The sequence below is a fragment of the Streptomyces sp. NPDC046716 genome (genome assembly GCF_040645755.1).
Taxonomy (GTDB): domain Bacteria; phylum Actinomycetota; class Actinomycetes; order Streptomycetales; family Streptomycetaceae; genus Streptomyces.
The window spans coordinates 32,437-58,560 of record NZ_JBEYYU010000048.1; the positions used below are offsets into that span (position 1 = coordinate 32,437).

The 26,124-nt window shown below is 73.0% G+C and carries 21 protein-coding genes; 7 read left to right on the plus strand and 14 right to left on the minus strand.

The features are described from left to right. Window positions 1-5 precede the first annotated feature (5 nt). Together ABZ930_RS29890 and ABZ930_RS29895 are read right to left on the minus strand one after the other, a co-directional pair. Entirely contained in the window at window positions 6-383 is a 378-nt protein-coding gene (locus ABZ930_RS29890; protein WP_361554398.1) for a helix-turn-helix domain-containing protein, read from the minus strand. Further along, window positions 380-643 (minus strand): hypothetical protein, encoded by a 264-nt coding sequence (locus ABZ930_RS29895; protein WP_361554401.1) that lies wholly within the window; start codon window positions 641-643, stop codon window positions 380-382. Before ABZ930_RS29895 ends, ABZ930_RS29890 begins: the two co-directional genes overlap by 4 nt. Before the next feature lie 136 nt (window positions 644-779). Here ABZ930_RS29895 and ABZ930_RS29900 point away from each other — a divergent pair, with 136 nt between their 5' ends. The 3 genes from ABZ930_RS29900 (at window position 780) to ABZ930_RS29910 (ending at window position 4,265) form a co-directional block, all read left to right on the plus strand. After that, the gene (locus ABZ930_RS29900; RefSeq protein ID WP_361554404.1) at window positions 780-1,616 is read left to right on the plus strand and encodes a TIM barrel protein; all 837 of its coding nucleotides are present in this window, start codon (window positions 780-782) and stop codon (window positions 1,614-1,616) included. Between the two features lie 64 nt (window positions 1,617-1,680). Next, complete coding sequence (locus ABZ930_RS29905) at window positions 1,681-2,577, plus strand: 2-hydroxy-3-oxopropionate reductase (RefSeq protein WP_361554407.1); 897 nt, start codon at window positions 1,681-1,683, stop codon at window positions 2,575-2,577. A 221-nt stretch (window positions 2,578-2,798) separates the two neighbouring features. Beyond that, window positions 2,799-4,265: a catalase gene (locus ABZ930_RS29910; RefSeq protein WP_361554410.1), complete on the plus strand. Its 1,467-nt coding sequence runs from the start codon at window positions 2,799-2,801 to the stop codon at window positions 4,263-4,265. Window positions 4,266-4,633: 368 nt separating this feature from the next. Here ABZ930_RS29910 and ABZ930_RS29915 read toward each other — a convergent pair whose 3' ends face one another. Both ABZ930_RS29915 and gcl read right to left on the minus strand, forming a co-directional pair. Further along, the gene (locus ABZ930_RS29915; protein WP_361554413.1) at window positions 4,634-5,065 is read right to left on the minus strand and encodes a hypothetical protein; all 432 of its coding nucleotides are present in this window, start codon (window positions 5,063-5,065) and stop codon (window positions 4,634-4,636) included. A gap of 125 nt (window positions 5,066-5,190) precedes the next feature. Further along, entirely contained in the window at window positions 5,191-6,969 is a 1,779-nt protein-coding gene (gcl, locus tag ABZ930_RS29920) for a glyoxylate carboligase (RefSeq protein ID WP_361554512.1), read from the minus strand. Between the two features lie 246 nt (window positions 6,970-7,215). Here gcl and ABZ930_RS29925 point away from each other — a divergent pair, with 246 nt between their 5' ends. Both ABZ930_RS29925 and ABZ930_RS29930 read left to right on the plus strand, forming a co-directional pair. After that, window positions 7,216-7,908 carry a hypothetical protein gene (locus ABZ930_RS29925; RefSeq protein ID WP_361554416.1) on the plus strand — a complete coding sequence of 231 codons (693 nt, stop codon included), beginning with the start codon at window positions 7,216-7,218 and terminating at the stop codon, window positions 7,906-7,908. 25 nt (window positions 7,909-7,933) lie between these two features. Beyond that, window positions 7,934-8,440 (plus strand): GNAT family N-acetyltransferase, encoded by a 507-nt coding sequence (locus ABZ930_RS29930; RefSeq protein ID WP_361554419.1) that lies wholly within the window; start codon window positions 7,934-7,936, stop codon window positions 8,438-8,440. A gap of 11 nt (window positions 8,441-8,451) precedes the next feature. Here ABZ930_RS29930 and ABZ930_RS29935 read toward each other — a convergent pair whose 3' ends face one another. After that, window positions 8,452-9,948 carry an oligopeptide:H+ symporter gene (locus tag ABZ930_RS29935; protein WP_361554422.1) on the minus strand — a complete coding sequence of 499 codons (1,497 nt, stop codon included), beginning with the start codon at window positions 9,946-9,948 and terminating at the stop codon, window positions 8,452-8,454. A gap of 384 nt (window positions 9,949-10,332) precedes the next feature. Between ABZ930_RS29935 and ABZ930_RS29940 the strand changes: the two genes are divergently transcribed. After that, entirely contained in the window at window positions 10,333-12,252 is a 1,920-nt protein-coding gene (locus tag ABZ930_RS29940) for an AarF/UbiB family protein (protein ID WP_361554425.1), read from the plus strand. A gap of 15 nt (window positions 12,253-12,267) precedes the next feature. On the opposite strand, the gene cydC is transcribed toward ABZ930_RS29940, so the two are convergent. The 8 genes from cydC to asnB all read right to left on the minus strand — a co-directional run bounded on the left by cydC (window position 12,268) and on the right by asnB (window position 22,694). Continuing rightward, on the minus strand, window positions 12,268-14,016 hold the full coding sequence (gene cydC, locus ABZ930_RS29945; protein ID WP_361554428.1) for a thiol reductant ABC exporter subunit CydC: 1,749 nt from the start codon (window positions 14,014-14,016) through the stop codon (window positions 12,268-12,270). Continuing rightward, window positions 14,013-15,707, minus strand: coding sequence for a thiol reductant ABC exporter subunit CydD (gene cydD / locus ABZ930_RS29950; protein WP_361554431.1), 1,695 nt, complete (start codon window positions 15,705-15,707; stop codon window positions 14,013-14,015). The genes cydC and cydD overlap by 4 nt, the downstream gene beginning before the upstream one ends. Continuing rightward, window positions 15,707-16,717, minus strand: coding sequence for a cytochrome d ubiquinol oxidase subunit II (locus ABZ930_RS29955; RefSeq protein WP_361554434.1), 1,011 nt, complete (start codon window positions 16,715-16,717; stop codon window positions 15,707-15,709). Before ABZ930_RS29955 ends, cydD begins: the two co-directional genes overlap by 1 nt. Window positions 16,718-16,754: 37 nt before the next feature. Further along, window positions 16,755-18,071 (minus strand): cytochrome ubiquinol oxidase subunit I, encoded by a 1,317-nt coding sequence (locus tag ABZ930_RS29960; RefSeq protein ID WP_361554437.1) that lies wholly within the window; start codon window positions 18,069-18,071, stop codon window positions 16,755-16,757. A 183-nt stretch (window positions 18,072-18,254) separates the two neighbouring features. Continuing rightward, window positions 18,255-19,223, minus strand: a complete 969-nt coding sequence (sbnA, locus tag ABZ930_RS29965) for a 2,3-diaminopropionate biosynthesis protein SbnA (RefSeq protein WP_361554440.1) — start codon at window positions 19,221-19,223, stop codon at window positions 18,255-18,257. Next, window positions 19,220-19,960, minus strand: coding sequence for a GNAT family protein (locus tag ABZ930_RS29970; protein WP_361554443.1), 741 nt, complete (start codon window positions 19,958-19,960; stop codon window positions 19,220-19,222). The genes sbnA and ABZ930_RS29970 overlap by 4 nt, the downstream gene beginning before the upstream one ends. Window positions 19,961-19,983: 23 nt before the next feature. After that, window positions 19,984-20,847 carry a DUF6410 domain-containing protein gene (locus ABZ930_RS29975; protein WP_361554446.1) on the minus strand — a complete coding sequence of 288 codons (864 nt, stop codon included), beginning with the start codon at window positions 20,845-20,847 and terminating at the stop codon, window positions 19,984-19,986. Then, window positions 20,844-22,694: an asparagine synthase (glutamine-hydrolyzing) gene (gene asnB / locus ABZ930_RS29980; protein ID WP_361554449.1), complete on the minus strand. Its 1,851-nt coding sequence runs from the start codon at window positions 22,692-22,694 to the stop codon at window positions 20,844-20,846. Before asnB ends, ABZ930_RS29975 begins: the two co-directional genes overlap by 4 nt. Before the next feature lie 154 nt (window positions 22,695-22,848). On the opposite strand from asnB, the gene ABZ930_RS29985 reads away from it, so the two are divergent. Next, a complete protein-coding gene (locus ABZ930_RS29985) occupies window positions 22,849-24,486 on the plus strand; it encodes an FAD-dependent oxidoreductase (protein ID WP_361554452.1) in 1,638 nt (545 codons plus the stop codon). Window positions 24,487-24,552: 66 nt separating this feature from the next. On the opposite strand, the gene ABZ930_RS29990 is transcribed toward ABZ930_RS29985, so the two are convergent. Further along, window positions 24,553-26,121 (minus strand): multicopper oxidase family protein, encoded by a 1,569-nt coding sequence (locus ABZ930_RS29990; protein WP_361554455.1) that lies wholly within the window; start codon window positions 26,119-26,121, stop codon window positions 24,553-24,555. Between the last annotated feature and the right edge of the window lie 3 nt (window positions 26,122-26,124).

Genomic DNA, 26,124 nt, shown 5'->3' on the forward strand with positions numbered 1-26,124 from the left:
GCAGGTCAGGTGGCCTTCTCGCGGTTGAGGTAGTTGTACACCGTGAAGCGCGATACGCCCAGGGCGCCGGCCACGGTCTCCACCCCGTGCCGCACGGAGAAGGCGCCGCGCGCCTCCAGGACGCGTACGACCTCCTGCTTCTCCTTGCGGTCGAGGTCCGCCAGCGGCTTGCCCTGCTTGCGCTCCATGGCGGCCAGGATGTGATCGAGGGAGTCGGCCAGCTGGGGCAGCCTGACGGCCAGCACGTCCACGCCCTCCCAGCTCAGCACGACGTCGTCCTGGCCGGCCGCCTGCGGCGGCATCATCTCGCCCCCCATGGCGTCGACGAGCGGCTTGACCGCCCGGACGAAGGGGTCGGAGGCATCGTCAACGATCCCGGTCACTTATCGCCCTCCCCGGACTCGTCCCCGATCACATTCACCTGGAGCGAGACCCGGGTGGCCCCGGCCGCGAGCGCCTTGCGCAGCATCGCGTCGACCGCGGTCAGCACCCCGTCGGACTCCCCCTCCGCGGTGTTGCCGAACGGGCCGACGTCGACCGCGTCCAGGTCGGCCCCCTCCAGGACGTCCCGGGCGACCACCGCGTGCGGCGGCGCCTCGTCGAGGTCGAAGGGCTCGGTCGTGAACTCCACTCTCAATCGCACGCGCTCAACCTAACGCCGTCGGCGGTTTTTCCGGCAGCCCCTCTTGACAGCCATCGACCCCCACAGGCAATCTTCCATTAAGCAGAAACGAACTTCCGCAATACGGAACAACTTACGGAAGGGAGCGCCGACCCTCATGGGATTCGCAGATCAGCGCTTCAACGTCAACCTGTCGATCCTCTTCACGGAACTCCCGCTCCTGGAGCGTCCCGCGGCCGCCGCCGCGGCGGGCTTCACCGCGGTCGAGCTGTGGTGGCCCTGGGTCGACGCCCCCACCCCCGCACAGTCCGAGCTGGACTCCCTGCGCACCGCGATCACGGAAGCGGGCGTCCAGCTGACCGGCCTGAACTTCTACGCGGGGCAGCTGCCGGGCCCCGACCGGGGCGCCCTGTCGATCCCCGGCGAGGAGAGCGACAGGTTCCGGGCGAACATCGACATCGCGGCCGACTTCGCGCGGTCGCTCGGCTGCAAGGCGCTCAACGCCCTGTACGGCAACCGCGTGGACGGTGTCGACGAGGCGACGCAGGACGCGCTCGCCCTGGAGAACCTGACGCTGGCGGCCCGCGCGGCCGACCGCGTCGGCGCCGTGCTGCTCATCGAGGCGCTCAACGCGCCGGAGTCGCCGAAGTGCCCGATCGTGAGCGCCCCCAAGGCGATCGAGATCGTGGACAAGGTGAACGCGGCGACCGGCCTCGGCAACGCCAGGTTCCTGATGGACCTGTACCACCTGTCGATGAACGGCGAGGACCTGCCGCAGGTCATCAGCGCCTACGCCGACAAGACGGCCCACGTGCAGATCGCCGACAACCCGGGCCGCGGCGCGCCGGGCACCGGCTCGCTGCCGCTGGAGGAGCTGCTCGACCAGCTGACGAAGGCCGGTTACGAGGGCTATGTCGGCCTGGAGTACAAGCCGGGCGACCGCCCGAGCGCCGAGGCCTTCGACTGGCTGCCGCGCGAGCACCGCGCCGCCTGAGCACCTGCCGGTCGCGCCAACTCATCGACGTACCACTGCTTTCCCAGCCTTTGGAGTCATCCTCATGAGCAACAACCTCCCCAAGGTCGCGTGGATCGGGCTCGGCATCATGGGTTCGCCCATGTCGGAGAACCTGATCAAGGCCGGTTACGACGTCACGGGCTTCACCCTGGAGCAGGACAAGCTGGACCGGCTCACCGCGGCCGGCGGCACGGCCGTGAAGTCGATCGCCGAGGCCGTCAAGGACGCCGACGTCATCGTCACGATGGTGCCCGCCTCCCCGCAGGTCGAGGCGATCGCCTACGGCCCCGAGGGCATCCTCGAGAACGCGAGGTCGGGTGCGCTGATCGTCGACATGTCGTCGATCATCCCGCAGACCTCGGTCGACCTGGCGAAGAACGCCCAGGAGAAGGGCATCCGCGTCATCGACGCCCCCGTCTCCGGCGGCGAGGCCGGCGCCATCGAGGCCGTGCTGTCCATCATGGTCGGCGGTGAGCAGGCCGACTTCGACGAGGCCAAGCCGCTCCTGGACGCGCTCGGCAAGACCATCGTGCTGTGCGGTCCGCACGGCTCGGGCCAGACCGTGAAGGCCGCCAACCAGCTGATCGTCGCCGTGAACATCCAGGCGTGCGCCGAGGCCGTGGTCTTCCTGGAGAAGTCCGGCGTGGACCTGAAGGCCGCGCTCGACGTCCTCAACGGCGGGCTCGCCGGCTCCACCGTGCTGACCCGCAAGAAGGACAACTTCCTCAACCGGGACTTCAAGCCGGGCTTCCGCATCGACCTGCACCACAAGGACATGGGCATCGTCACCGACGCCGCCCGCAACGTCGGCGCGGCCCTGCCCGTCGGCGGCGTGGTCGCCCAGCTGGTCGCCTCGCTGCGCGCCCAGGGCGACGGCGGCCTGGACCACTCGGCCCTGCTCCGCTCGGTCGAGCGCCTCTCGGGCAACCAGGTCGCGTAACCCTCCAAGACTTCCGGGCCGTGGCGGCGCTGACACCTGTCCTGTCGCGCCCAGGCGTCGCCGCGGCCCGGAACCACTCATGCCCAATGGTTCAACAAAATGTTGAACAAGCTCCACCCGGAACTTCAACAAACTGTTGACGTAGCTGTTCAGGGGTCCTTACGCTCCCCCACATCGCAGCCATCGTCAGCAGCCATTGCACGGAAGGTCGCCTCGAACCCATGCCGAAAACGCCGAATCGTGTGCTCACGACCGAGTCCGGCGCGCCTGTCGCCGACAACCAGAACTCCGCCACCGCAGGCGTCGGCGGCCCGATCCTGCTCCAGGACCAGCACCTCCTGGAGAAGCTCGCCCGCTTCAACCGCGAGCGCATCCCGGAGCGCGTGGTGCACGCCCGCGGCTCCGGCGCCTACGGCCACTTCGAGGTGACCGACGACGTCACCGGTTTCACCCACGCCGACTTCCTCAGCACGATCGGCAAGCGCACCGAGGTCTTCCTGCGCTTCTCGACCGTCGCCGACAACCTCGGCGGCGCGGACGCCGTCCGCGACCCGCGCGGCTTCGCGCTCAAGTTCTACACCGAAGAGGGCAACTACGACCTCGTCGGCAACAACACCCCGGTGTTCTTCATCAAGGACCCGCTGAAGTTCCCCGACTTCATCCACTCCCAGAAGCGCGACCCGTTCACGGGCAAGCAGGAGCCGGAGAACGTCTGGGACTTCTGGGCGCACGCCCCCGAGGCCACGCACCAGGTGACCTGGCTGATGGGCGACCGCGGCATCCCGGCCTCGTACCGGCACATGAACGGCTACGGCTCGCACACCTACCAGTGGACGAACGAGCAGGGCGAAGCCTTCTTCGTGAAGTACCACTTCAAGACGAACCAGGGCATCCGCTCGCTCTCCGCCGAGCAGGCCCAGGAGATCGTCGGCAAGGACGCCAACTCGCACCAGACGGACCTGCTGCAGGCCATCGAGCGCGGTGTGCACCCGTCCTGGACGCTCTACGTGCAGATCATGCCGGCGGCCGAGGCGGCCGACTACCGCTTCAACCCGTTCGACCTCACCAAGGTGTGGCCGCACAACGACTACCCGCTGCAGCGCGTGGGCCGGCTGGTCCTCGACCGCAACCCGGACAACGTCTTCGCCGAGGTCGAGCAGGCCGCGTTCTCCCCGAACAACTTCGTGCCCGGCATCGGTCCCTCCCCGGACAAGATGCTCCAGGGTCGGCTGTTCGCCTACGCGGACGCGCACCGCTACCGCCTGGGCGTCAACCACACCCAGCTGCCGGTCAACGCGCCGAAGGCGACCGAGGCGGACAACTACGGCCGTGACGGTCTGATGGCGACCAACGCCTACGGCCGCACCCGCAAGAACTACGAGCCGAACTCCTTCGACGGCCCGGTCGAGACCGGCCGCCCGCTGGCCGCGCCGGTGGCCGTCGCCGGGTACACGGGCACGCACGAGGCCCCGGCCCACACCAAGGACGACGACTTCTTCCAGGCGGGCGAGCTGTACCGCCTGATGTCGGAGGACGAGAAGGGACGTCTGGTGGCGAACATCGCCGGCGGGCTCTCCCAGGTCTCGCACGACGACATCGTGGAGAAGAACCTCGCCCACTTCCACGCCGCCGACCCCGAGTACGGCAAGCGCGTGGAGGAGGCGGTCCGCGCCCTGCGCGAGGACTGAGCCCCACCCGCCCTCCGGGGCGGCGCACAGACTGCGTACGGGACCGATGGGAGGTCGGCTCCGTACGCGCAGACCCGAACCGCTTCGGGACCCGGATGAGGGGTGGTCCCGGGGCGGTGCGGGCGGACGAGGACCGCGGCGGCCGTTCGAGCCAGTGCGGTGGTGAAGGTTCCCGGCCCCCTGTCGACCTGAGGCAGGCGGCCCGCGGAACCGTCGTACAGCCGCCGCGGTCCCAGCCACTGCGAGGACTCCGTCCGGTGGCGCGCATGCATGTCTCGCCAGTCGCGCGCCGTCGGACGGCCACCACCTCCCGCACCGGAGCCCCCGGGTACGACGGTCCGTACCCGGGGGCTCCGCTCTGCGTTCCCTCACATGCTGACGCGGCAGTACAGCCGGTGGCCCGACACCAGGGCCTCGCGCGCCAGCTCGGCGAACGACTCGACCAGCGCCGCCAGTTCGTCCTCGGACTCGTCCCCGTCGAACTCCTCGGTGCGGCCCCAGGCCACCGCGGCCGACCGCAGCGCCGCCGGCTCGGCGTCCGCCAGCGCGTCCCGCACCCCGTCCGTCAGCGTCGTCACGACGACCGCGCAGTCCCCCTCCTGCGCGACGAGGGCGCACTGGCGGGGCTGGGCCCGCACCTCCTCGTAGCCGCGGCCGGTCAGCAGCGCCTCCAGGCGGGCCACCATCACGGACGGGTCGATGCCGTTGCCGCAGACCGCGCCGGGCACCTCGCCGGCGTCCAGCGCCTCCGCCGCCGTCTCGTCGTCGACTGCACTGAAGTAGTCCATCCATGCACCCATGCGGCACTCCCCGTGGATCTTCGGCCGATGCCTTGAACGGTAGGGCACCCCACTGACAACACAAGCAGGCGGGCCACCGGTGCACCGGTGGCCCGCCTGGGTCCTTGGGGACGCCCTTTACGGCATCAGACCTTCAGAGGACGGATCGACGTGGGCGCGTGGCCCGGCTCCGTCGCGATCTCCTCGAACTCCTTGACCGCGCTGATGTCGGCCGTGGGGCTCATCGAGATGTTCGTGATGCGCTCCAGGATCGCCTCGACGACGACCGGGACCCGGTGGTCCTGGGCGAGCTTCTTGGCGCGCTCCAGGGCCTCGCCCAGCTCGCTGGGGTCGGTCACCCGGATCGCCTTGCAGCCCAGGCCCTCGGCGACCTTGACGTGGTCGACGCCGTAGACGCCGAGCTCCGGGCTGTTCTGGTTCTCGAACTCCAGGTTGACCTGAAAGTTGATGTCGAGGCCGATCTGGGCCTGGCGGATCAGGCCCAGGTAGGCGTTGTTCACCAGGACGTGGACGTACGGGATGCGGTGCTGCGCGCCGACCGCCAGCTCCTCGATCATGAACTGGAAGTCGTAGTCGCCGGAGAGGGCGACGACCTGGGTGTCCGGGTCGGCCTTGGCGACACCGAGCGCGGCCGGGATCGTCCAGCCGAGCGGGCCCGCCTGGCCGCAGTTGATCCAGTGGCGCGGCTTGTAGACGTGCAGCATCTGGGCGCCGGCGATCTGCGACAGACCGATCGTGGTGACGTAGCGCGTGTCCTTGCCGAACGCCTTGTTCATCTCCTCGTAGACGCGCTGCGGCTTCATGGGGATGTCGTCGAAGTGCGTACGGCGCAGGAGGGTCTCCTTGCGCTCCAGGTGCGAGGCGACCCACGCCGAGCGGTCCGGCAGCTTGCCCGCGGCCTTCAGCTCCTTGGCGACCTCGACGAACAGTTCGAGGGCGGCCTTGGCGTCGGAGGTGATCCCGTAGTCCGGCGCGAAGATCTTGCCGATCTGGGTCGGCTCGATGTCGACGTGGACGAACGTACGGCCCTCGCGGTACACGTCCAGCTTGTAGCCGGTGTGGCGGTTGGCCCAGCGGTTGCCGATGCCGAGGACGAAGTCCGACTCCAGGAACGTGGCGTTGCCGTAGCGGTGGCCGGTCTGCTGGCCGACCATGCCCGCGTTCAGGTCGTGGTCGTCCGGGATGGTGCCCCAGCCCATCAGGGTGGGCACGACCGGGGTGTCGGTGATCTCGGCGAACTCGACCAGCAGGTCGGAGGCGTCCGCGTTGATGATGCCGCCACCGGCGATGATCAGCGGGCGCTCGGACTCGACCAGGAGCCGGATCGCCTTCTCGATCTGCGCGCGGGTCGCGGCCGGCTTGTAGACCGGCAGCGGCTCGTACGTCTCCGGGTCGAACTCGATCTCGGTCTGCTGGACGTCGATCGGCAGGTCGATGAGGACCGGACCGGGACGGCCCGAGCGCATCAGGTGGAACGCCTGCTGGAAGACGCCGGGGACCTGCGCGGCCTCCAGGACCGTGACGGCCATCTTCGCGACCGGCTTGGCGATCGAGGAGATGTCGACGGCCTGGAAGTCCTCCTTGTGGATCAGGTGCGTGGGCGCCTGGCCCGTGATGCACAGGATCGGGATCGAGTCGCCGATCGCGGAGTACAGACCGGTGATCATGTCGGTGCCGGCCGGCCCCGAGGTACCGATGCAGACCCCGATGTTCCCGGGGTTGGCACGGGTGTAGCCCTCGGCCATGTGCGAGGCGCCCTCGACGTGGCGGGCGAGCGTGTGGTCGATGCCACCGCTCTCCTTGAGCTCCTTGTAGAAGGGGTTGATGGCGGCACCGGGCACGCCGAACGCGTTGCTGACGCCCTCGCGCTTGAGGATCTCAACGGCCGCGCGGGCGGCGGTCATTCGAGCCATGAGTGCTCCCGACTCCTCCTGTGACCGACGGTCACTGTCTTGGCTGTTCGTTCTTCGGATGTCGGATTCGCGCTCCCGTCGCGCCCCGCGGCGAGCTCTGAAGTCCGTTGTTCATTTCCACATTGTGGAAACTAGCTTCTGCTATATGGAAGCAATGTAGAGGGGCGCCAGGAAGGCCGTCAAGGTGGATGATGAGACTCGAACGATCCGGAATCCTTCGGCCCACAAGGGGGTGTGATGGCCGAGCCCGTACGCGTGCGCTGCCCGGCCTGCCCGCGCGAGCACACGTACGTCCCCGCGGCGCTGCCGTGCGCGTGCGGTGCGCCGGTGGCCCCGCCGCTGGTGCGCGGCGCCGCCGCCGAGGAGGTCAGCGACCACACCTGGGACGACGACTGGGTCACCCTGCGGTGCCCGGTGTGCGGCCGCCGCGACCGCTGGCCCCGGCCCGAACTGGGCTGCGACTGCGGCGCCCTGCTGCGCCTGCCGGTCCAGGACGACCAGGCGCCGCCGCCCCAGCACATACCGCTGCCGCGGACGGCGACCCCGCCGCGGCCCGCGTTCCGTCCCGTCGCCATCCGCACCGCGCGCGACGCGGTGACCGCCGTCGCGCTGTATCTGCGCTGGCTCGGCTACCCGGACGTGCGCCGCGCCGACCAGCGCCCGCCCTCCGGCATCGGGCTCGCCGCGCGCGGGCTCGTGGCCCAGCTGGAGCCCTCCGTGCGGCCCGCGACGGTGCGCGACGTGGAGTGCCTGTGGCTGCAGTCGATGACGGAGTCGGCGGCCTGCGTCTACTTCTCCCTCGCGGGCTACGCGGACGAGGCCCGCACCCGCGCGGACGAGCTGATGGTGCCCCTGTTCGTGCTCGACCTGACCGGGGAGCCGCAGCCGGTGAACAGCCCGGCGGACGAGATGATCGCCGGGGGTACCTGAGGCAGGCCCGGCGCATACTGGCTCCATGATCATTCGTATCGCCGAGGCCGCCGAACTGCCCCGCCTGCAAGAGCTGGAGAGGGCCGCGGGCGAGCTGTTCCGCCCGCTCGGCATGGACGCCGTCGCCGACGACGAGCCGCCCGCGCTCGCCGACCTGGAGCGCCACCGCGCCGCCGGACACGCCTGGGTGGCCGTCGACGACTCCGGCAAGGTGCTCGCGTACCTGGTCGGCGAGGCGGTGGACGGCGCCTTCCACATCGAGCAGGTCACCGTCCACCCGGACACCGCCCGGCGCGGGGTCGGCCGGGCGCTGATCGCGCACGCCGCCGACCACTCCCGGCGCAAGGGCCTGGCGGGGCTGACCCTGACCACCTTCACCGAGGTGCCCTGGAACGCCCCGTACTACGAGCGGCTGGGCTTCCACCGCCTGACCGGCGCCGCGCTCACCCCGGGCCTGCGCCGGATCCGCGCGGCGGAGGCCGAACTCGGCCTCGACCGGTGGCCCCGGGTCTGCATGCGGCGGGAGCCGTAGTCCACCGCCGCTCAGACACCCAGGCGGCGGGTCAGAGCGTGCCTGCCGAGCAGCAGGGCCGCGCCGGTGACCAGCGCGGCGGCACCCAGCGCGAGGAACCAGCCGGGGCCCGGCACCCGGTCGCCGGCCACCTTGAGCGCATTGCCGCCGACACCCCCGCCCAACGCCCCGGCCAGCCAGAACAGGGCCACCATCCGGCTCACGAACGCGGCCGGGGCGATCGCCGTGGTGGCGCTCATCCCGATCGGGGCGAAGGCCACCTCGCCCGCGGCCAGCAGCAGGAAGGCGAGCACCAGCCACACCGGGGAGACCCGCGACCCGTCGGCCGCGGCCGTCGCGGCCCCCGCCATCACGAGGTAGGCGGCGGCCGTGGCCGCCATCCCCACCGCGTACTTGACGGCCGTGGGCATCCGGTCGCCCGCCCGGCGCCACAGCCGGGCGAAGAACGGCGCGAGCACCAGCACGAACAGCGGGACGGCGGCCTGGAACCAGCTGGCGGGCACCGTGTGACCGAGCACCTCCCGGTCGGTGGCGTGCTTGGCGAACAGCGCGAACGCCGAGCCTCCTTGCAGGAAGAGCGCCCAGAAGACGGCGGCGGCGAGGAACAGCCACACATAGGTGCGTACGCGGACCCGTTCCGCGGCGGTGAGCCGCGGGGTGCGCAGCAGCCGCCAGAAGCAGACCACCGGCAGGACCACGCACAACAGGCCGACGAGCGCCATGAGATGAGCGATGCGGAAGGTGCCGAGGAGACCGTCCACGGTGTAACCGACGATCACCACGGCGCTCGCGGCAAGGGTGGCGCGCAGGACGCGGGCGCGTTCGGCCGGGGTCGCGCCGTGTTCCGGGGCGCTGCCCGTGTCGCCGAAGTGGCGGGCGCCGCGCACGTACTGGAAGAGACCGGCGCCCATGCCGAGGGCGGCCGCGGCGAAGCCCAGGTGCCAGTTGACGCCCTCGCCGAGCGCGCCCACGACGATCGGCGCGACCAGCGCACTGACCTGCACGCTCATATAGAAGACGGCGAATCCCGCGTCCCGGCCCGCGCGGTCCCGGCGGTCGTAGAACGCGCTGAGCAGGGCGGCCATGTTGGGCTTCAGCAGCCCGGTGCCGAGGGCGATCAGAAGCAGCCCGGGGCCCAGCGAGGCGGCGACGGGCACCGAGAGCGTCAGATGCCCGAGCGCGATGAGGATCCCTCCGTACAGGACGCCGCGCCGGGCGCCGAGCACCCGGTCGCCGATCCACCCGCCCGGAACCGAGGCGAGGAAGGTGGCGGCCATGTAGAGGCCGTACAGCAGGGCGGCGTCGCCGCTCGCCATGCCGAGGCCGCCGCGGCTCTCGTCCTCCGTCGCGTACAGGACGAGGATCGCGGTCATGCCGTAGAAGCTGAAGCGCTCCCAGACGTCCGTGCCGAAGAGGGTGCTGAACCAGCGCGGCCGGCGCGGGAGTCCGGCGCGGGGCCGCAGGGCGGCGGGGCGCTCGGTGTCGGTGGGTCGGGGCGGGGCGGCCATGGCTCCTCCGTGCGGTGTGGGGCAGGTCCGCCGAGCCTGGCCGGGGGCGTTCGACGCGAGGTCGAGGAAGGGTCGAGAGCGGACCTCGGGCGGCGTCCGGCCCGGGGGACGGGTGCCGGACGCCGCCGGAGGGAGGAGGGCCGGCCTGCCGCCGGAGCGGCGGCCAGGGGGGCGACCGTCATGCGCACCGCCGGGCCGGCCCGGCTCCCCCGCCCTGCGGGAACCGCTCCCTCACGCCCCCAAGGGAACAGCCCCGGGCTCGGGGGCCGCTCGCGCGGACCTCGTGCCTCCGCGCCGCCGGGCGGTGCGCGGCTCAAGCCGGGCTCGAGTCGTTCTCGACCACAACTCCCTTTCCTGTGAGGGGCGTTCATTACGCTGTCCCCTATGTGGCTCATGGGATTTTTGGGGGCATTCGTCGTCATCGGGCTTCCGGCCCTGCTGGCCCGGCGGCTGCTGGGGATGCGGGCCGGGGCGCTGCGGGTGCTGGTGGCCGCGCTGGTCGGCGTCACGGTGTCCGGCACGCTCATCGGCCCGCAGTTGCAGCAGCCGGGGCGCGGCCCCGCGCTGCTCACCCTCATGCTCGGCACCGGACTGCTCACCGCGATGGTCTGTCTCGTCGCGCTCGATCTCGCCGTGCCCCGGGGCCGTGTGCAGCCGCTCGGCCGGCTCCGGGCGCTGCGCGGACGCTTCGCCCGGATACGCCGCTACTCGGAGATCGTCGGCCTGCTCGGCCGCCACGGGCTCGGCCCCTATCTCACCGGCCGGCAGCCCACGGGCGGCACCCGGCACGAACAGCTGGCGCGCGAGCTGCGCGAGGCGCTCCAGGCGGGCGGCACCACCTTCGTGAAGCTGGGTCAGCTGATGTCGACCCGCCGGGACCTGCTGCCGGAACCGTACGTGGCCGAACTGAGCCGCCTTCAGGACCGGGTGCCGACGGCGCCCTGGCCGCAGGTGGAGGCCGTGCTGCGAGCGGCGCTGGGCGCTCCCGCCGAGGAGGTGTTCGCCCGGTTCGACCGCACACCGCTCGCCGCGGCGTCCGTGGCGCAGGTGCACGCGGCCGAGCTGCGCGACGGCACCCGGGTCATCGTCAAGGTGCGCAGGCCCGGGATCGACCGGGTCGTCGAGCGCGACCTGGACATCGTCCAGCGCCTCGCCCGCACGCTGGAGGCACGGACCCGCTGGGGGCGGTCGCTCGGGGTCGAGGAGCTGGCCCGCGGCTTCGCGGTGGCGCTCCGCGAGGAGCTGGACTTCCGGGTGGAGGCCCGGAATCTGGCCGTGATGCGCCGCGCGGCCGGTGAGCGCAGGGACGGCGGCGTCACCCTGCCCGGCCTGCACGAGGAGCTGAGCGGCGAGGACGTGCTGGTCCTCGAACGCATCGACGGGATTCCGCTCGGCCGGGCCCGGCCGGACAGCCCCGAACACGGCACGAAGCTGGCATCGACCCTGCTCACCTGTCTGCTCGACCAGATCATGTACGACGGCGTCTTCCACGCGGACCCGCACCCCGGCAACGTCATGCTGCTGCCCGACGGCAGCCCGGCGCTGCTCGACTTCGGCTCCGTGGGCCGTCTCGACGGGGGGCTGCGCGCCGCGATGGCCGGTCTGTTCCTCGCGGTGGACCGCGGGGACCCGGCGGCCCTGCGCGACGCCCTGCTGGAGGTGACGGAGCGTCCGGAGGACGTCGACGAACAGCGGCTGCAGCGGGCGCTCGGGCAGTTCAGCGGCCGGCATCTGGTGCGCGGGGCGGCGCCGGACGTGCGGATGTTCACCGATCTGTTCCGGCTGGTCGCCGACTTCCGGCTGACGGTGCCGCCGGAGATCGCCGCGGTGTTCCGGGCGCTGGCCACCCTGGAGGGCACGCTGGACCGGGTCGCGACGGGCTTCGACATCCTGGCGGCGTCCCGCTCCTACGCCTCCGCGCGGCTGATCCGCCAGCTGGAACCGGAGACGGTCCGGGACGCCGCCCGCGACGAACTGCTCGCCCTGCTGCCGGTGCTGCGCCGGCTTCCGCGCCGGATCGACCGCATCAGCGGGGCGCTGGAGGAGGGCCGGCTCGGCGTGAACGTCCGCCTGTTGGCCGACCCGAGGGACCGCCGGGTGATCGGCGACCTGCTCGGCCGGGTGCTGCTGACCGGCCTGGGGGTCTTCTTCGGCGTCGTCGGGGTGCAGCTCCTGCAGACCGGCGGGGGGCCGCGGGTGACGGACGATCTGAGCCTGTACGCCTTGATCGGCTGCCATCTGCTGGTGCTCTCCGCGGCGGTGGTGCTCCGCACGATCCACGTGCTGACCCGGCCGCAGCCCTGACCGGCCGGCCCGCCGTCACCCGGCCAGGACCGTGTCCGGGGTGCCCCGGCGGACGATGCGTCCCCGATCCATCACCAGGACCTCGTCCAGGGCGTCGAGGCCCTCCAGCCGGTGAGTGACCAGGACGAGGGAGCGGCCGCGGGTCGCGGTGAGGACGTCGGCGAGGACCGCGTCGGCGGTCGCCGGGTCCAGGCCCTCGGTCGGTTCGTCGAGCAGGAGGACGGGCGGTGCGGCGAGCAGGGCGCGGGCCAGGACGAGGCGTCGGCGCTGGCCGCCGGAGAGGCGGTCGCCGTCGGAGCCGACGATCGTGTCGAGCCCGTGCGGCAGCGACAGCACCCACTCCAGGAGCCCGGCGCGGTCCAGCGCCTCGTGCAGCTCGGCGTCCGGTGCCCCGGGCCGGGCGAACACCAGGTTGTTGCGGAGCGAGGTGTGGAAGACGTGCGCGTCCTGGAGCGCTCCGCTGACCGCACCGCGCAGCGCCGCCTCGGGCACGTCGGCCAGGTCCGTGCCGTCCAGCAGGATCCCGCCCCGCCGCGGCGGGACGAACCGGGCGAGCGCGGCGAGCAGCGTCGACTTGCCCGCGCCGCTGGCCCCGATGACCGCGACCCGGCGGCCGGGCGGCAGGTCGAGGTCGACGCCGCGCAGGGCGTCAGGACCATCGGGCCGGTGGCTGACGTACAGGTCGCGCACGGACAGGTGCGCCGTGTCCCGGGCCCGGTCGACGGGGATGTCCGGTGCGGCGGCCGGGCCCGCCGGACGCAGCAGGGCCCGCACCCGGCGGGCACCTTCCGGCAGTGCCATCAGGCGCTGGGCGGCCCCGGGCAGCGGGGTGAGCGGTTCGAACGCGGCGAGGGCCAGCAGCGGCAGGGTCACCGACCAGACGGCGGCGGCCCCCGTGTGGGCGCAGGTCAGTGCGACGGCCAGCGCCGTGCCGCCCTGGACGACCGTCAGGGCGGCGGCGGCGAGCGCGTTCGCCAGCGCCGTGCCCCGGTCGTGCGCGCGCAGGCGGCGGGCGGCGGCCACGGCCCCGTCGGTCTCCCGTCGGGCCGCGCCGAAGACGGTCAGATCGGCCGCGCCGTCGAGCAGGTCGACGGTGCGCACGGCGAGTTCGGCGCGCAGGGCCGCACCGGCGCGCGCCGACCGCGCCGACGCCGCCGCCGTGAGGGCGGGCACCAGCAGTCCGCCGACGAGCAGGCCGGCGCCGAGGACGAGGGCGGCCGGTGGGCTGACCAGGAACGTGCCGCAGAACGCGGCGAGCGCGACGGCCAGCGCCGACAGAGCGGGCAGCGCCACCCGCAGCAGCGCGTCCTGGACGAGGTCGACGTCGGCGACCAGCCGGGAGGCGGCGTCCGCGTCGCGGACGGTGCGGGCGTCGTCGCCGGGCGGGCGGGCGGCGAGCGCGCCGAAGACCCGGCCGCGCAGCCGGGCCACCCCGCGCAGCGCGACGTCGTGGCCGGCCAATCGCTCCCCGTAGCGCAGCAGTCCGCGCGTCACGGCGAGCGTGCGGACGGCGACGATCGCGACGGACAGGGCGCCCATCGGGGGCTGCTGCGCCGCCCGGGCGATGAGCCACGCGGCGAGCGCCAGCAGTCCGGTGCCGGCCAGGTCGGCGAGGACGGCCAGGGCGGCGGCGGGCAGCAGCCGCCACAGCGGACCGGCCGTGCGCAGGACGGAGACCAACGGGAACAGGGCCCGGATCCCGCCGCGTTCGATGCGGCGCGGGCGCGGCTTCAGCACGGTTCTCCCCGGGGCGAGGTCGGTCACGACACGGCCTCCGCCACCAGCACCCGGCCGTCCCGCACCACGAGGGTGCGGTCGGCGCCCGCCAGGAGGCGGGGGCGGTGGGCGACAAGCAGGACGGTGCGGGTGGACATCAGGCGTTCGCTCGCGGTGAGCACGGCCGCCTCGCTGTCGGCGTCGAGTCCCGCGGTGGGTTCGTCGAGCAGGACGAGCGGGGCGTGTTCGCGCAGGAAGGCGCGGGCGAGGGCGATGCGGCGGCGCTGCCCCGCGGACAGTCCGGTGCCGCGGGCGCCGAGCCGGGTGGCGTAGCCGTCGGGCAGGGCGGCGACGAAGTCGTGGGCGGCGGCCGCGCGTGCGGCGCGTTCGACGGCGGCGTCGGTGGCGTCCGGGTCGCCGAGGCGGATGTTGTCGGAGACCGCGCGGTCGAAGAGGTAGGGGCTCTGCGGTACCCAGGCGACGGTGTCGCGCCAGGCGTCGAGGTCGAGTCCGGCGAGGTCCCGGCCGCCGATCAGGACGCGTCCTTCGTCGGGCCGTACGAGGCCGAGCAGCAGCGCAAGGAGGGTCGACTTGCCCGCGCCGCTGGGGCCGGTGAGGGCGATCCGCTCCCCCGGCTCGACGGTGAACGAGACGTCGTGCAGGACGGGTTGCGGGCGTCCGGGCAGTCGTACGGTGACGTGGTCGACCTCGATGCGTTCGCCGGCGCCCGTGGGGCGGGGCCGGGCGCGCGGCGACGGTTCGGGGCGGCCCTCGTCGAGCTGGGCGAACGCCGTGCGCGCGGTCTGGGTGCCCTCGGCGGCGGCGTGGAACTGGCTGCCCAGGACGCGCAGCGGCAGATACGCCTCGGGGGCGAGCAGCAGCACGCTCAGCGCGGTCGTCAGGTCCAGGGAGCCGCCGAGCAGGCGCAGGCCGACCGGGACGGCGATCAGGGCGAGCGAGAGGGTGGCCACCGTGTCCAGGACCAGGGTGGACAGGAAGGTGATGCGCAGGGTGCGCACGGTGGCCCGGCGGTGGTCGTCCGCGACGTGCTCGACGATCCCCTCCTGGGCGCCGGCCCGGCCGAACGTGCGCAGGGTCGGCAGGCCGCGCAGGGCGTCGTGGAAGTGCCCGCCGAGCCGGGCGAGGGCCGTCCACTGACGGGCGGTGGCGTCCCGGGTGTGCAGGCCGACGAGTGCGCCGAAGACCGGTACGAGCGGCAGGGTGACGAGCAGGACGACCGCGCTGAGCGGGTCGTGGACGGCTGTCGCCACCAGCACGGCGGGGGGCACGAGCGCGGCCACGAGCAGCTGCGGCAGGTAGCCGACGACATACGGGTCGAGGGCGTCGAGGCCGCGGGTCAGCAGGGTGCTGACCTCGCCGGAGCGGCGCTGCGGCGCGGCATAGGAGCTGCGGCGCGCGGCGTTCTCCAACAGGCTGGTGCGCAGCGCGAGTTTGAGCCCGGCGGCGGCCCGCTGCGCGGCGGCGGCCCGCAGCCAGCCGGCGGCGCCGCGGGCCACGACGGATACGGCCGCGCCGGCCAGGGCGCCGGTGGACGGCGGGTGGCCGGCGAACACCTCGGCGAGCAGCCGGGCCAGCGCGAGCGCCTGTCCGACGGTGCCGGCGGCGCCGAGCAGCGCGCCTGCCGCCACCAGGGCGCCGAGGCTCCGGGCCCGGGGCGTCAGGGCGAGCAGCCGGCCGCGTACGGCGCGGTCGGAGTCGGGAGCGGATCGCCGTCCCATCAGAAGTACGCCGGCGAGCGCTCGTCGGCCTTGGCGCGGTGCGCCCACCACTGCATGGCCTGGAACGCCAGCAGTACGGGGAGCACGAGGAGCACCACCGGGCCGACGACGCCGAGCGTCGAGGGGTCGGCCGCGGCCTCGGCGACGGAGAGGTGCGCGGAGCCGCCCGCGGTGCTGACGACGGCCTGCGGGAAGTGCGCGGCGCCGATGAACAGGACGGGGGCGAGCGCGGCGAAGGCGCTGACGACGGGGGCCGCCCAGGCGCCGCGGGCGGCGAGCCCGGGGGCGAGGAAGAGCGCCGCCAGCACGGCCAGGAACAGCAGGGCGACCGGCACCGGGTTGAGCAGTCCGGCCCGCGGGGTGGCGTCGGCGACCAGCGCGACGGCGGTGAGCACGGCCAGGCCCGCCGCGGCCGGGGCCAGCCGGCGGGCGTACCCGGCGGCCCGCACGCTGACGGCACCGACGGTGCGCACCGCGAGGAAGACGGCGGCGTGCAGGGCGACCACGGCGACGGCGGTCAGCGCGGACAGCACGGTCACGGGACGCAGCAGCACGGACGCGTCGACGGCGAGGTGGGTGCCCTTGACCGGCAGGGCGCCAATGAGGGCGCCGCCCAGGGTGCCCCACATCAGGGCGAGGACCACACAGGCGGCCTGGACGAGTCCGTCCCAGAGCCCGTTGCGGCGTCCGTCGGCCGTGCGGCGGCGGAACTGGGTGGCCGCCTCGCGCACGAGGAGCGCCGCGACGGCGAACACGATCACGGGGTACATCCCGCTGATGACGCTGGACTCGAGTCCGGGGAAGCCGCCCAGGGTCACGCCGGCGGCGGCGATCAGCCAGACCTCGTTGCCGAGGAAGAAGGGCCCGGTCGCGGCGGCGACGACATGCCGCTCGACGTCGTCACGGGCCAGCCGGCGGCCGATGATGCCGGTGCCGAGGGTGATGCCGTCCAGGGCGAGGTAGCCGGCGGCGAGCAGCCCCAGCAGCGCGTACCAGATGTTGTGCCACACGATGAACTCCCAGTGGGTTCGGCGCTGTCGAAGGGCGTCAGAAGGACGGGGCCGACGTCGGCTCGGCCGTCTCGGTGTCCACGTCCGGCGCGTGGGCGGGGTCCTGTTCGCCGCGGCTCGCGGGGACGGCGGCGCCGGGCTCGCGGCCCAGGTGCGAGCCGTCGGGTCCGCGCCTGGCGAACCGCAGCAGCAGCGTCCAGTCCACGACGAGCAGCACGACGACGAGGGTGCCGAAGACGATGAGCGAGGTGAGGACGGTGCCCGCGCCGAGCCCCGGGGTGAGGGCGTCCTCGGTCTTCAGCACGCCGTAGACGACCCATGGCTGACGGCCCACCTCGCGGAAGACCCAGCCGGCGATGTTCGAGATGTACGGCAGCACGAGCGCGGCGCTGAGCAGCCAGAGCAGGACCTTGCGCCGGATCAGATTGCGTTTGATCATGAACAGCACGCCGATGACGGCGATCAGCATCATGAAGAGCGCCGGGATGATCATGACGAACTCGGCGGTCTGGCTGAAGCCCGGCGGGAAGTAGTTGCCGGGGCCGAACTTGTCGGTGAAGGTGTCGACCATGGCCTGGGCCCGGTCCGAGCGCGTGCCGTACTTGGTGGGCGTCTCCTTGACGGAGTAGCCGATCTGCCAGCCGCCCAGGGAGGCGGTGAGCAGGATGAACACCGGGGTGAGCGGCAGCGCGAGCTTCATCGAGGACCAGAAGAACTCCTCGTGCCCGGTACGCCGGCGCAGGTGCCAGGCGCTCACCGCGACGATGAAGAAGGACCCGGTGACCAGGGAGCCCGCGAGGATGTGGGACTCGGCGGCCAGCGCGTTGGGGTTGGTGAGCAGCTCGGTGAAGGAGGTGAGGCGGGCGGTGCCGTCCTTCATCTCGTAGCCGACGGGGTGGTTGAGGAAGCCGTTGGCGGTGAGGACGAAGAAGACCGAGGCGTACGCGGTGAGCGCGACCAGCCACAGCAGCACGGTGTGCAGGGTGCGGCCCATCCGGTGCCAGCCGAAGATCCACAGTCCGAGCAGGGTGGACTCGGCGAAGAACGCGACCAGGGTCTCGATGGCCAGCGGGGCGCCGAAGACGTTGCCGACGAAGTGGGTCAGGCCGCTCCAGGTGAGGCCGAACTGGAACTCCATCACGATGCCGGTGCCGATGCCCAGGGCGTAGTTGATGACGTAGAGCTGGCCCCAGAAGCGGGTCTGGCGGCGGTGTGCCTCCTTGCCCGTGACGGCCCATCGGGTCTGCATCACGACCAGGTACGTCACGAGCCCGAGCGTCAGGGCGACGAACAGGTAGTGGGAGATGGCGGTGATGGCGAACTGGAGCCGTGCGGGTACGAGCACGTCGTCCACGGTGGTTCCCCTCGGTCGGCTTGGGCGGCCGGAAGTCGTTGGCGGCTTGCGTGGTGCCGCGGGCGGATGGACGGCCCGTCCACTTCAGCCGAGCGGCCTCGAGCACCGCTCGCACGCCGGTGGAGGGCGGCTGGAGCGGGCCGCGGGCGTCCGGTGGGGGTGGACGGCCCGCGGCCCGCGGTCTCAGGAGCGGGCCGAGTAGGCGAACTCGTCGTGCTCGATGGCCAGCTCGTCGGTGTACACGAGGTCGAGATAGCGCTCGCCCCGGTCGGCCAGCAGCGTCAGGACGCGGCTGGGGCGCGGGAGTTCGGGCAGGAGTTCCTCGATGGCCGTCACCACCGAGCCGGAGGAGCCGCCGGCGAAGATCGCCTCCTGGCGCAGCAGCCGGTGGCAGCCGCGGACGGCGGCCGCGTCGTCGATGTGCACGACCCGGTCGATCTCGCCCGGGGTGAGCAGTTCGGGCACCCGGCTGGAACCGACCCCGGGGAGCATTCTGGGGCCGGGCGGGGTGCCGAAGATGACCGAGCCCACCGCGTCGACGGCGACCACCTTCAGCCGCGGCCAGACGTGGCGCAGCCCGCGGGCGAGTCCGTGCAGGGTGCCGGTGGTGCTGACGGCGGCGACGAGGACGTCGACGCCGTCCGGGCAGTCGTCGATGACCTCGCGGGCGGTGGTGGCCGCGTGGGTCTCCCAGTTGAGCTGGTTCGCGTACTGGTTGATCCACACGGCGTCCGGGTCGGCGGTCAGCAGGTCCTGGACCCGGGCGAGCCGGGTGTGCAGATAGCCGCCCGCGGTGTCGGGTTCGGCGACCATCTCGATCTCGGCGCCGAACTGGCGCAGGATGCGCAGGTTGGTCCGGGAGGCGTGCGGGTCGACGACGGCGGTGAAGCGCAGCCCGTACCGGATCGCCACCATGGCGAGGGCCACCCCGAAGTTGCCGGAGGTGCTCTCGACGATGTGGGTGCCCGGCCGGATCATGCCGTCGGCGATGCCGCGCTCCACGATGTAGCGCGCGGAGCGGTCCTTGACGCTGCCGCCGGGGTTGAGCATCTCCAGCTTGGCGAGGACCTCGATGCCGTCCTGCGGGAAGAGCCGGCTCAGCCGCACGAGCGGGGTGCCGCCGACGCAGTCGGTGATGGAGTCGCGGATCACGCCGCCTCCAGGGCCGCGCCGAACAGGTTCCGGCAGCCGTCGAGGCCCTCGATGGTGCTCTCCCGCTCGGCGGCGGGGCTCAGCTCCCACTGGGCCCGGGTCAGGCGCCAGCGGGTGAGGGCCACGGGCGTGCCCCGGCGGGCCTGCACCTCGATGCCGTCCGGGTGGTAGCCGAGCTTCTTGTTGACGGCGAGGGCGGCGGCGCCGTCCTCGTAGACGGCGGAGGTGGCGTGCCGGGCGCCGAGTCCTTCGAAGGCGAGGCGCAGCGCCGCGGCCCGCATCTCGGTGCCGATGCCCCGGCCCTGGTGGCCGCGGGCCAGCCAGCTCTCGGTGGCCACTTCGGCCAGCGTCGGGAACGCGCGGGCCTGCAGTCCCTGGACGCCGACGGGCTCGCCGTCCAGGAAGACGGCGAGGCCCAGGTTCCAGTAGTCGGGGCGGGTCAGGGCGAGCCCCTTCCACAGGTACTGAAGGACGCGGCCCGCCACCACCTGCGGCAGGGCGTTGCTCCAGCCGCCCTGGAAGGGGGCGGCGTCGGGGGCGTGGATGCCCTGGTCGGCGACGAGTTCGGCGAGGGTGCGCAGATCGTGCTCGTCGGGTACGCGCAGCTCGAGCCGGGGCGTGGTCAGCCGGAGCCGGAACTGGGGTGCCCAGAGGGCCAGGGCCGCCCGGTCCCGGGTGACGGCGGGGGACGGTGGGTCGGCGGGGCCGGGTGCGGTTTCAGGGATGTTCTCAGCCATGGGGGAATGCTCCGCAGACGGTCTCAAAGGGCAGTGGAAGACGTCTCGACCTGAGGCCGGGCCGGCAGCCGGGGCGCCGGCCGGGGCCGGGTCGCGAGCCGCCGGACGCCGACCACCAGGCCGGACGCGATGAGGACCGGCCACAGCACGTCGGGCAGTGCGCCGACGGTGCCGGCCAGGCCGAGCAGCAGGAAGGCCGCGGCGCGCAGCCGGCGCAGCCGGGCCGGTCCGGGCGCCGGTACGGCGAGCAGCACACCGGCGATCACCAGCGCCCCGCAGGCCACGACGTTCAGGGGCTTCAGCGTGTCGAAGGCGTCACCGAATCCGCCGCGCACGGCGGCCAGCGGCGGTACCACCCAGAACCAGGCGAGACCGGCGACGGCGAGGACCCCGCCGAGCCGCTCGGGCGTGGCGTGCCACCTGCGGCGGATCCCGCGCTCGGCGAGGTCGACCGCGTTGAACGGGCTGTACAGGACGGGCCTGCGGCTGAGCAGCAGGGCGGGCAGCGCGGCCAGTTCGAGGCCGCCGTAGCCGCTGAGTCCCGCGACGAGCACGGAGAACTCGGTGAACAGGGCGACGCCCAGGGCGGCTCCGTCGGGCAGCACGCCGATCGGGTAGAGCAGCATCGGCAGCAGGAACAGGCCGCCGCCCGGCCAGCCGGACAGTCCGTGCCCGGCGCCGCGGCGCAGCAGCGGTCCCGCGAGGTGCAGCAGCGCCGTGTAGACGAGCACGAGGCCGAGGGCGGTGCCGGCCGCGGCGAGCAGTTCGCCGCCGCTGTCGCCGTGCGCCTTGGTGGTGACGATCTGGGTGAGCGCGGCGGCGCCGGCCGCGATGCGCACCAGCCGTCCGGCGGGTCCGGCGTCGCGGCCGATCACGGGGGCCCTCACAGCTCCACCCGGACGCCGTAGCGACGCAGCCAGTCGTCGAGCCCGAGCAGCATCTCGACGTTGGCGCGGGCGACCCAGGCGCGCATGCCGCTGTCCAGGACGGACGGGTCCTCGATGAGGGAGCGCACGGCCGCGGTGTCGGCGAGGGGCGCGGCCGGGGCGGTGGGGTCGGCGAGCAGTCCGGCCATGCCGTCGCACAGGGCGCGGCCGTAGGCCGGGTCCTGGGTGACCGGGTAGGGGCTCTTGGCCCGGTTGACGACGTCGTCGGGGAGCAGGTCGGCGACGGCGGCGCGCAGCAGGGACTTCTCCCGGCCGTCGAAGCTCTTGAGCGACCACGGCACGTTGTAGGCGTAGTTGACCAGGCGCCAGTCGCAGAACGGCATCCGGGTGCCGAGGCCGGCCGCCGCGCCGAGCGACTCGTCGTGGCTGAGCAGCGTCTCCAGCCAGCGGGTGAGGTGGAAGTACGTGATCTCGCGCATCCGCAGGGTCTGGCCGCTCTCCCCGTCGAGCCGGGGGACCTGGGCCATGCTCGTGGTGTAGGCGTCGCCGCAGTACGCGTTGAGGTCCAGCTTGCCGAGCAGGTCGGGGGCGAGCAGGTCGCCGCCCAGGCCGTGCTTGCCGCCGCCGAAGCGGGCCATGGCCACCCAGGGCAGGGTGGGGGCCTCGACGAGTTCCTTGTTGTGCACCCAGGCGAAGCCACCGAAGACGGCGTCGGCGATCTCGCCCAGCAGCACGGAGCCCACGTGTTCGCGCACCGCGCGGCAGAGCAGGTACAGCGAGGTGTTCATGTTGCCGAGCGGGCTCGGCACGTCCTTGGCGCGCAGCACCGCGGAGCGGACCGCGGGGTCGATGATGTCGGCGGTGTCCAGGACCAGGTCGGTGTGCTGGGTGCCCAGGTGGCGCACGACGGACTGCACGAAGGGGGCGTCGGGGCTGCCCCAGATCTCGTCCTGCTTGAACTCCTCGGCGTCGCCGAAGGAGACGGTGAAGGTGCGCACCGGCTCGCCGCCGCGCTCGCGCAGCGCCTCGTGGGCCAGGGCGGTGACCGCGCTGGAGTCGATGCCGCCGGACAGCAGGATGCCGGGTACCGCGCCGGTGCCCAGGGTGCGGCGCACGGAGGCGCCGAGCAGCTCGCGCACCCGGGCGATGGTCTGCTCCTGGTCGTCGGTGTGCTCCTCGGCGGTCAACTCCCAGTACTTGTGCGCCGTTTCGCCCTGCGGCGTGATGCGCAGCACGTGGCCCGGGGGCACCTGCCGGAAGCCCTTGAGGATGCCGTGCCCGGAGGTGCCGGCGTAGGAGAACAGCTCGCGCAGGCCGTCGGCGTCGATGACCGGCTCGACGGCGGGATGGGCCAGGATCGCCTTGCGCTCGGAACCGAACAGGACGCCCGAGGACAGCCGGTAGTAGTAGAGCGGCTGGTTGCCGAGCCGGTCCCGGGCGAGGACCAGGGTCCGCTCGCGCTCGGCCCAGAGGGCGACGGCGAAGGCGCCGTCGAGGTGTTCGGCGAAGTGCTCGCCCCAGCGCAGATAGGCGCGGCCGACGAGTTCGGCCTGCGGGGCGGGGCCGCGGACACCGAGTTCGGCGCGGAGCGCGTCGGTGTCGTAGAGGACGCCGGTGACGGTGGCGGCCAGGACGGTGCGGCCGCCCTCCTCGAGGACCCAGGGCTGCTGCGGGCGCCCGCTGCCGTCGGCGTCGGACCAGCGGGCGCCGAGGGCCGCGTGCTCGGCGGACCACAGCCGTTCGCCGTCGCCGCCGCGCTGGGCCAGGGCCGCGGTCATGGCCAGCAGCGTGGGCCGTTCACGCCGCAGATCTCTTCCGTGATCGATCCAGCCTGTGATTCCTGACATCGGTTCGGGCTCCTTTTCGGCGGTGGAGCCACAGGCTGGCGGCGGTACCTCAAGTTTGGCTGGACGGGCCCTCCAGCGCGGATGACGACGATGCGGGACGGCCGGGACCCGAATCTCACGGGCCGGGCCTTCGGTACCGGAAGGGAGAGTGGCCGTGGGCAAGGAGCCCGAGATCATCCAGGAGCCGTCCGAGGAGTCGACCGACGTCCTGATCGTGGGAGGCGGCATCACGGGGCTGAGCTGCGCACTGTTCCTGCGCCATCACGGGGTGCGCTGCGTCCTGGTGGAGCGGCACGCGTCGACGTCCATCCATCCGCGGGCCTGGGGCTGGTACCCGCGCACGCTGGAGCTGCTGCGCTCGGTCGGGGCGGAGGAGCAGATCCTGGCGGCGGCGGCCGGGTACGCGGACCATCGGCGGCAGGCGACGGTGGAGTCGCTGGCGGGCCGGGAGGTGCGGGCGGCGATGCTGCCGGAGCCCGGCGATCTGCGGGACCTGACCCCGTCCCGGCAGATCTCGCTGGGCCAGGACAGGGTGGAGCCGATCGTGCGCGCGGCGGCCTCCCGGGCCGGCGCGGAGCTGCGGTTCGGCGCCGAACTGACCTCGTTCGAGCGGCCCGAGGGGCCGGACGGGCCGGTGGTGGGCCAGGTGAAGGACCGGGCGACCGGGGCCGGGCGCCGGATCAGGGCCCGCTGGCTGGTGGCGGCGGACGGCGGGCGCAGCCCGGTCCGCGAGACGCTGGGCATCGCGCGCGCGGGCCGGGGCACGCTGCAGCACCAGGTGAGCATCCTGTTCCGGGCGGACCTCGAAGGGCCGCTGGACGGACGCCGGTTCTCCATCTGCCAGATCGAGAACGACGAGCTCAGCGGCGCGGTGCTGGGCCACGACGACACGCTGCGGCGCGGCACCCTGATCCTGCGGTACAAGCCCGAGGAGGGCGAGCAGCCGGAGGACTTCGACACCGACCGGTGTGTGCGCCTGGTGCGTTCGGCGCTCGGTGTGCCGGACGCCGAGGTGGAGATCATCGGCGTACTGCCGTGGGAGCTGGCGGCGCTGACCGCCGAGCGGTACCGGGACGGCTCCGCGTTCCTGATCGGGGACGCCGCGCACGTCATCCCGCCCATCGGCGGCTACGGCGCGAACACCGGGATCCACGACGCGCACAACCTGGCGTGGAAGCTGGCCACGGTGCTGCGCGGGGAGGCGGACGAGGCGCTGCTCGACACCTACGAGGCGGAGCGCAGGCCCGTCGCCCTGGCCACCGTGGAGCAGGCGCAGTTGCGGCTGCTGACCCGCTCGGGCCGGGCGGACGAGCAACAGCGCGCGGCCACCCTGGACGTGCTCACGGTGATGCTCGGCCACGCCTATCCGGCGGCTCCGGGCGCGGATCCGCAGCTGCCCGGGTTCCGGGAGCCGGGCGAGCTGAGCGGTGAGCCCGGCACCCGGGCGCCGCACGTGCCGGTGCGTATGGGCGACGGCGTCGAGGGCTCGCTGCTCGACGTGTACGGCACCGAGCCGGTGCTGCTGTGCGGTGCGGCCGGCGCGGCGTGGCGGCGGGCCGGCGAGGAGGCCGCCGAGAGCGCCGGGGCGCGGCTGCGGGTGTGCGCGGTCGGGTCGGACGTCTCGGAGCTCGGCACGCCGTCGCGGGCCGGGTGGCACACGCGGTACGGGGTGGGCGCCGACGGCGCCGTCCTGGTGCGGCCGGACGGCTTCGTGGCGTGGCGCTCGGCGGACGCGCCGGCGGACGGCGCCGGGGAGCTGACCGCGGCGCTGCTGCGGATGCTGGCGCGCTGACCGCACGGCGAACGGGCCGTCACCCCGGGGAGAGGGTGACGGCCCGTTCGCCGTGCGGAAGGGGCGCTACGACACGGTGAAGTTGGCCATCATCGCCATGTCCTCGTGCTCGAGGTTGTGGCAGTGGAAGACGTACTTCCCGGTGTAGCCGTCGAAGCGGACGAGCACGCTCAGCTTCTCGTTGGGCATCAGCCGTGCCGTGTCCTTCCAGCCCACGTCCTCGGGGTTGAGGGAGGTGGAGCCGCCCCGCTTGTACACCTGGAACGGCGACAGGTGGATGTGCACGGGGTGGTGGGTGGAGGAGGTGAACTCCCAGATCTCGGTCTCGCCGCGCTTGACGTCGGCCCAGCTGCGGTCGGGGCTGAACACCTGGCCGTTGATCTTGTACATGCTGTGCCCGTTCTCGCGGAACTCGGCGAAGGTGAAGGTGCGGGTGCGCACCGCCTTCGCCGGGTCGAGCCGCTCGACCGTGGACAGCGTGGCCGGCACGCTGGAGCCGTCGCTCACCTTGGCCCCGACGACGAACTGCATCAGCTCCGCGGTGCCGCCGTCGCCGAGGCTGTTCTTCAGGGTGACCTTGGTGCCGGGCGCGTAGGCGCCGAAGTCGACGACGACGTCGAAGCGTTCGCCCGGCACCATGTAGATGGAGTCCATCGTCTGGGGCTTGGCGAGCAGTCCGCCGTCGCTGCCGACCAGGGTGAAGGGTGCGCCGGAGCCCGGCTTCGGGTCCAGCTTCACGCGGTAGCGGCGGGAGTTGGAGGCGTTGAGCAGCCGCAGCCGGTACTTCGCGCCCTGCACCTCGAACTTCGGCCACGGCACGCCGTTGACCAGGATGACGTCGCCGGTCATGCCGTTGTGCGCGTCGCCGGTGACGCCCGGAGTGGTCTTGAGTGTCGGGTCGATGGAGGGGTAGACCAGCTTGCCGTCCGCGTCGAACGCCCGGTCCGCGATGATCACCGGCACGTCGCGTTCGCCCTTGGGCAGCGGCAGCGCGTCCTCCACGTCGTCGTGCACCAGGTAGAGGCCGAACAGGCCGCGCCAGACCTGCGGTCCGGTGAAGTCCATCCGGTGGTCGTGGTACCAGAGGGTCGAGGCCCGGTGGTCGTTCGGGTAGGTGTAGTCCCGCGAGCCGTCGGAGGTCTCCCCCGCCATCTTCATGCCGGCGTGGTGCTCCGCGTGCGCCGCCGGCCAGCCGGACGTGGGCAGCACCAGGTCGGTCGGGTATCCGTCGCTGGTCTGCGGGGTGTGGCCGCCGTGCAGATGGGTCACCAGGGGCACGGGCAGGTCGTTGCGGGTGCGGACCACCGCGGTGCGGCCCTTGCGGACCGCGAAGGTCGGGCCGGGGAAGAGGCCGTTGTAGCCGAAGATCTCGGTCTGCAGGCCGGGCAGGATCTCGACCTTGGCGACCTGTGCCCGTACGTCGAAGTAGTCGGTCGTGCCCGCGCTGGAGGTCGGCTGGATCACCGGGGGCTTCTTGAAGGGAAGGGTGAAGTGGGCGGGCAGGGCGGCCTGTTCGGAGCGGAGCACCGCACCGCTGTCACCGCCGTTGTCGCATCCCGCGGCGAACGGGAGGGCGAGACCGGCGGAGCCGGCCCCGATGACGCCGAGCAGGCGGCGCCGGGAGAGAGGAGACATGTC